2 protein-coding genes are annotated in these 1202 nt (G+C 74.7%); both read left to right on the top strand.

What is annotated here, in order from left to right; genetic code table 11:
- Positions 1–631 (top strand): histidine phosphatase family protein (locus D7231_RS35155; RefSeq protein WP_147449901.1); only part of this gene is annotated, 631 nt, incomplete at its 5' end.
- A 124-nt stretch (positions 632–755) separates the two neighbouring features.
- Positions 756–1202 (top strand): TlpA disulfide reductase family protein (locus D7231_RS35150; protein ID WP_147449900.1); only part of this gene is annotated, 447 nt, incomplete at its 3' end.

Here is a 1202-nt window from a genome sequence, read left to right as displayed (position 1 = left end):
CCCGGAGGGTGTCCTGTACGGGCGGCTGCCCGGGTTCCACCTCTCCGCGCTCGGGCGGCGGATGGCCGAGCGCGTGGCCGAGTACCTGGGCGGGCGGGACGTCACCCACGTCGTCGCCTCGCCGCTGGAGCGCGCCCAGGAGACCGCCGCGCCCATCGCCGCCGCCCACGGCCTGGGCACGGACACCGACCGGCGGCTGATCGAGGCGGAGAACGTCTTCCAGGGCCGGGCCTTCGGCGTGGGCGACGGCGCGCTGCGCCGGCCCGGCAACTGGCGTTACCTGCGCAACCCCTTCCGCCCCTCCTGGGGCGAGCCCTACGTGGACCAGGCCGTGCGGATGCGCGGCGCGCTGGACGCCGCGCGGGACGCGGCGCGCGGGCACGAGGCGGTCTGCGTCAGCCACCAGCTCCCGATCTGGATCCTGCGCAGCCAGGTGGAGCGGCGGCGGCTGTGGCACGACCCGCGCAACCGGCAGTGCACCCTCGCCTCCCTGACCTCCTTCACCTTCATCGGCGACGACATCGTGGCGGTCACCTACAGCGAGCCCGCGCTCGACCTGGTGCCCCCGCACCTGCGGGCCGGGGCGCGGGCCAAGCCGCCCCAGGGCGCGGGCGCCGGCTACGGGGCCTGAGCCGGCCCCGGGACCCCGTCGCAGGAGGCCGCTCCCAGGAGCCCCGGAAGCCCTTTGACCAGGGAGACATTCCGGACCAGGGGGGCGGGGAAGATCGTCCGAAGCAGCATGGGAAACTTTTCACATGATCCAGTTCCGGGCTGTCCGCATGGCCCTGGCGGCCGGGGCCGGCGCCGCCGCCCTGGCCCTCACCGCGTGCTCCGGTGACCAGGCCGGCCCCTCCGGCGGCGACACCGGCATCGTTCAGGGCACGGGCGAGATCACCCAGGTCGCGGCGGCCGACCGGGAGACCGCCCCCGACCTGACCGGCGAGACGGTGGACGGCGAGCCGCTGTCCCTGTCCGACTACCGCGGCCAGGTCGTCGTGCTGAACATCTGGGGCTCGTGGTGCCCGCCCTGCATCGCGGAGGCGGACAACTTCGTCCGGGTCGCCAACGACACCGCCGACCAGGGCGTGCAGTTCGTCGGCATCAACACCCGCGACCGCTCCCGGGAGAACGCCGTGGCCTTCGAGGACAACCACGACGTCCCCTACCCCAGCCTCTACGACCCCGACGGCCGCCTCCTGCTG

The organism is Streptomyces klenkii, from assembly GCF_003626645.1.
GTDB classification, from domain to species: Bacteria; Actinomycetota; Actinomycetes; order Streptomycetales; family Streptomycetaceae; genus Streptomyces; species Streptomyces klenkii.
Note: the sequence above shows the minus strand (reverse complement) of the source record. Positions and strands in the feature narration are given on the sequence as shown.